Annotated in this window: 4 protein-coding genes; 1 reads left to right on the top strand and 3 read right to left on the bottom strand. The window is 45.1% G+C overall.

The genetic code is table 11. The features are described 5' to 3' along the window. Nucleotides 1-25 precede the first annotated feature (25 nt). From ACZ25G_RS08285 to ACZ25G_RS08275, 3 genes are read right to left on the bottom strand one after another with little or no spacing between them, the layout of a single operon-like run. A complete protein-coding gene (locus ACZ25G_RS08285) occupies nucleotides 26-961 on the bottom strand; it encodes a nucleoside hydrolase (protein ID WP_463682130.1) in 936 nt (311 codons plus the stop codon). 21 nt (nucleotides 962-982) lie between these two features. Continuing rightward, nucleotides 983-2,374: an MFS transporter gene (locus ACZ25G_RS08280; protein ID WP_463682129.1), complete on the bottom strand. Its 1,392-nt coding sequence runs from the start codon at nucleotides 2,372-2,374 to the stop codon at nucleotides 983-985. A 40-nt stretch (nucleotides 2,375-2,414) separates the two neighbouring features. Then, nucleotides 2,415-3,635: an AraC family transcriptional regulator gene (locus ACZ25G_RS08275; RefSeq protein ID WP_463682128.1), complete on the bottom strand. Its 1,221-nt coding sequence runs from the start codon at nucleotides 3,633-3,635 to the stop codon at nucleotides 2,415-2,417. Between the two features lie 276 nt (nucleotides 3,636-3,911). Here ACZ25G_RS08275 and ACZ25G_RS08270 point away from each other — a divergent pair. Further along, on the top strand, nucleotides 3,912-4,789 hold an 878-nt coding region (locus ACZ25G_RS08270), incomplete at its 3' end, for a Gfo/Idh/MocA family protein (RefSeq protein WP_463682127.1).

Raw genomic sequence — 4,789 nt, 5'->3', positions numbered from 1 at the left:
AATCCCCGCTTTTTTATTACCTTTTTTATTTTTCTGCCGAACGGAAAAGATTTACCATCCAGTTCCAAAAGCCATCTACATCGACCTCAACGGCACAGTCCACATTAGGCTTTTTGTCCGGGCAGACATTGCGAAAGTCTGCCACTGTCATTCCCCGCGTGATCTCTCCTTCTGTCTCCACATCTACATAATAGGCTTTTGTCTGGATGACCTCTGGGTAGACGATGGTACAAAATGCTAAGGCATCGTGGATATTGGCCACATCAAATCCGAATTCCTTATTGCGCCGCAAGCTGAAATCCATAATCCGTACCGCCAGTTTGGCATAAGGATTGGATAGTTTCTTTAACTCTTCTATGACCCACAGTGGCAATTCTGTTTTCAGGGTGACATCCAGCCCCACCATGGTCATTGGTATTCCCGCATTGACAACAATACGCAATGCATCAGGATCCACATATGCGTTAAATTCCGATGCCTGGGTCATGTTTCCGCCAATAAGGCAACCGCCCATGATAACCACACGTTTAATTTTATCCTTAAGATCCGGATATTTCTTCAGCGCCAACGCCAGGTTAGTCTGAGGACCCACACCAAGATAGACCAGTTCTCCCGGGGCGTCACATGCCGTTTCATAAATGGCATCCTCAATCGTCCTTTTGTCAAACTCCCGATCAGCCGGGGGGATTACCACATCTCCTAAACCGGATTTCCCATGGGATATGGCGCAGTGTAATGGCCTCCGCAGCGGTTTATCAGCGCCCTTGATCACCGGAATATCCTGGCCCATAGCACAGACGATATCAAGCGTATTTTTCGCAGTCAGCTCCAATGGGACGTTTCCAGCTACGGCAGAGATGGATCGGATGTCCACCTTATCCTGGCTCAATAGCGCGCATAAAAGGGCAATTGCATCGTCAATTCCGGTATCAAAATCCAGATGAACTGGTATTCTGTTCATGACTCCATTCCTTTCTTTTTCTCAACTACGGGCCGGTTGGGCTATATCATCCTGTTTTCCAGTAGATTTCACCACTTTTTTCTTTTTGTTGGTTTTATCAAAAATGAAAGCCAAGATAAATCCGACCAGCGCTAAGCCAATCATGATTCCAAAGATGTACTTGTATCCAGCTTCAACCGCATCGACATTGGCATCCAAAATTTTCCCGTAAATTGTAAGGATGAATGCATCCGGCACATAAGCCATGACTCCCAGCATACCAATTGCCGTGCCCATATATTTTTCCGGGATATCCAGCAGAGGCAGGGAGGCCCAATAAATGCCGCGGAATGCCTGAATAAACAGAGATGCTAACAACACGACTGTAATTACTAAGTAGAGCAGAGACTGCTGTGCGGGAATCAAAATAAGTACCAGTAAGAGTGCTGCACAGATGAGGAAGTTATACTTCATGGTGCTGACGGCCGATCCCAGCTTATCCACCACAAAGCCTCCACCAATATTTCCTATGTACTGGATACCATAGGTGCGCACCGAACCGATAAATGCTGCAATGCCTGCTGCAACCGCAAAGTTGGATGTCAGATAAGGTACCATACGAGCAGCGGAAACCGTCAGTGCATAGGCACAGAACATCATGAAGCCCAGCAGCCAGAATCCCGGCTGTTTCAAAACCGCTTTGATACCCATCCATAGGGAATCGCCAGAATCCCTTTTCTGCTTTCCATGCACCACGTTTTCGTCTTTGGGAAGGAATATCCAAGACAGGATTCCAATTACTACATAAAGGATGCTATAGAAAATCAGCAGTGCGTTAATATCATCTCCAGCAGCGGTAAAAATTGCGATACCCACTGACGAGAAGATAAACGCCAACAGGCTAAATCCCGCTTCCTTCAGTCCAAAAATACGTCCTTGCTCCTCATCTGCACCTAGCTGTTTTACCGCTTTGGTCATAGCCGGGAAATAGGTCAACACCGTAGTAACCGCCCACAAAACATGGATGATCATCAGTTCTGTATAGGACGGAGATGCCGCAAACCAGAAGCCCAGTACTCCCGTAAGGACTAAGGAAATCGGTATCAGCGCTTTATAGGATATACGGTCAGCCACAATACCGCCAAAGAGATATCCTAACAGGTTGAGCAGGCCATAAACTGACATGAGATTGCCCATTTGCTCATTGGATATTCCAAAGTCAGCCAGCATAACATCATAGAACGAGTACTGCAAATAGGGCAGGATGTATATGATGCCACCGCCCAGGCAGATCACAAATAACAGCAGCCATCGCTTTTTATTTTTAGCCATAAAAAAATCCCTCCATACAAATTTACCCATACCTAGCGCCACAAGGCGACAAGGCATTTCTGCATAAAAATGTATTGAGAGATGTGGGATTTTTATTGTCATTTACACTATAAGACAGTTTTTTCCTTTTGTCAACAGTTTTTTATGGATTTGACCCAGTTTCACCTAAGCTGCTCATATCTGTGATATCCCGGCTGATCCCCACCAGGCCTATAATTTTGCCCTCTTTGTTATAATATGGCGCCTTGAAGACTTGGAATCGGCGGGCTACTCCATCCGGATAGCGCATCCATTCTATATTGCGTTGAGGCTTGCCTGTTTTAAGCACAAAGCTATCCTTCTGATAGTAAAACGCCGCCTCTTCTTTTGGGAATAGCATCCAGTCCGTTTTCCCGATAATTTGGCTTTTTTCCAATCCCATAATGTTGCAAAACGCTTGGTTGCACCCCTGAAGGATTCTATCCCTGTCTTTATAAAAGATAAGATCAGGCGAAGCGTCGATGATCGTTTCCAGCAGGTTATAAGAATCTTCTTTATACTCCTTGCTTTTGCATCGGAATTCCTCGTAGGAGTAAAGATACTGCTGGCGATATTTTGCCGGAGTCAGTGCGGTCAATTTTTTGAACATCCGTATGAAATGGGAGGCATCACTAAAGGCCAAGCTGTCAGCAATTTCATTGACAGACAGATTGGTAGATATCAAAAGAATACAAGCCCGATTGACCCGCAGACGATTGTAGTAGACAAATGGCGTCAGCCCGGTGATTTGTTTAAATATGCGGATGAGGTGATGCTCTCCTAAACAAAGGCGGTCCGCTACATCCTCCAAATGAAGATGCTCATAAAGGTGGGAGGAAATATATTCAATAGCCTCTTTGACATAGGTGAGATTGCGTTGATTGACTTCATCACTTTTGGGCCCAGTAACAGGCATTCGCTGGACAGACTGAAAAAAAGCAGTCAAAATATGGTTCTCGGCCCCAAAATGTTGATCCGGGGCAGTACGGCGCATTTCCCGCATACTGTCCAAAAGCTTTCCTTGCACAAAGCTGATGGGAAAAGGTCTTCCGAATGAAAAAGCATCACGAAAAATACGGTAGGATTCACTGCCCTTGGCAAAGGAAAATACCGTTTTAAATCCATCGATATGTTCCCCGTACATCATAAGTGTGAACTGGGTTCCTCCAGCGAGAAATAACCCCTGGTTCTCCTCAACAATGACATCCTCCTGAGAAAAACTGAAATTAACTTTTCCCTCAAAAATGACATACAGGGTTATCTGCTGTTGTGCAGTGGTATACATACGGTATTGGGTTTCATGGAGCAGTTGATAACTCAGCGGTTCAATACTTTGAATTTTCATCTTCTTCCCTCCCATGGTCCCAACATAGCATGGGATAAAGAAAATGTCAATATTATTCTATTTTAGGCCGATTTCTTCAATAGGCGCTATTTTTCGGCCATGTTAAAATAAAGCCAACAAAATGTAAGGGAGAATGTGGGAAATTATTGTCGTATTGCTCTGTAATTTGTGGCAAACTAATTCAAAAAGGGGGGATGCAGACTTTGTTTTGACTTATTTCAAGAAAGAATCATCAATTGTGGTAGAAGAAAACCAGTGATACGAGGAGAAGAATCCATGAACAAGACTCTAAAAGTTGCTGTCATCGGACTTGGGTTTGGTGCAGAATTTGTTCCTATTTATCAGGACTACAGCTTAACCCAGTGCTATGCTGTCTGTCGCCGTGACCGCCAAAAGTTGGAAGCCTTTGCCGATGAGTTTCAAATTGAAAAAAGATATACCGATTATGACCAGCTTCTCCAGGACCCAGAAATTGACGCTGTACATATCAACACTGCCATTGCAGACCACGCCTCCATGTCCATCAAGGCATTAAAAGCGGGCAAACATGTGGCCTGTACAGTTCCCATGGGGCTAACAGTGGATGAATGCGCGCAAATTGTCCAATTGGAGCGAGAAACTGGTAAGGTTTACATGATGATGGAGACATCAGTTTATACCCGGGAATATCTGTTTGCCAAAGAAATGGTTCAAAGTGGAAAAATCGGACGGATCCAATTCGTCCGCGGCTCCCATCAGCAGAATATGGGCCTGCCTGGGTGGCCGGACTATTGGTATGGGTTCCCGCCTATGTATTATGGCACCCATGCCATTGCCCCAGTCGCCGATCTCATTGGCAAACCCATCCGCTCAGTGCGCTGCTATGGCTCTGGAAGAATCCGAGAGGATTATATTCCAAAGTATGGTTCCCCCTATGCGGTGGAAACTTCACAACTATTGTTTGAGACCAGTGATGTTGCCGCTGAAGTGACCCGTTCCCTATTTGACACCATCCGTCAATACCGTGAAAGTTTTGATCTCTATGGTTCCAATATGTCTTTTGAGTGGGAACAATTAGCCGATGAAAGCCCTGTAGTTTATAGCGGTATTGAAGATGCCCAGCGGGTCATAGTGCCAGATACAGATCATCTCCTGCCCCCGGAAATCGCAAAGTA

Source organism: Zongyangia sp. (assembly GCF_965361945.1).
The sequence above is the reverse complement of the archived record's forward strand: the minus strand, read 5'-3'. Positions and strand labels throughout refer to the sequence as shown.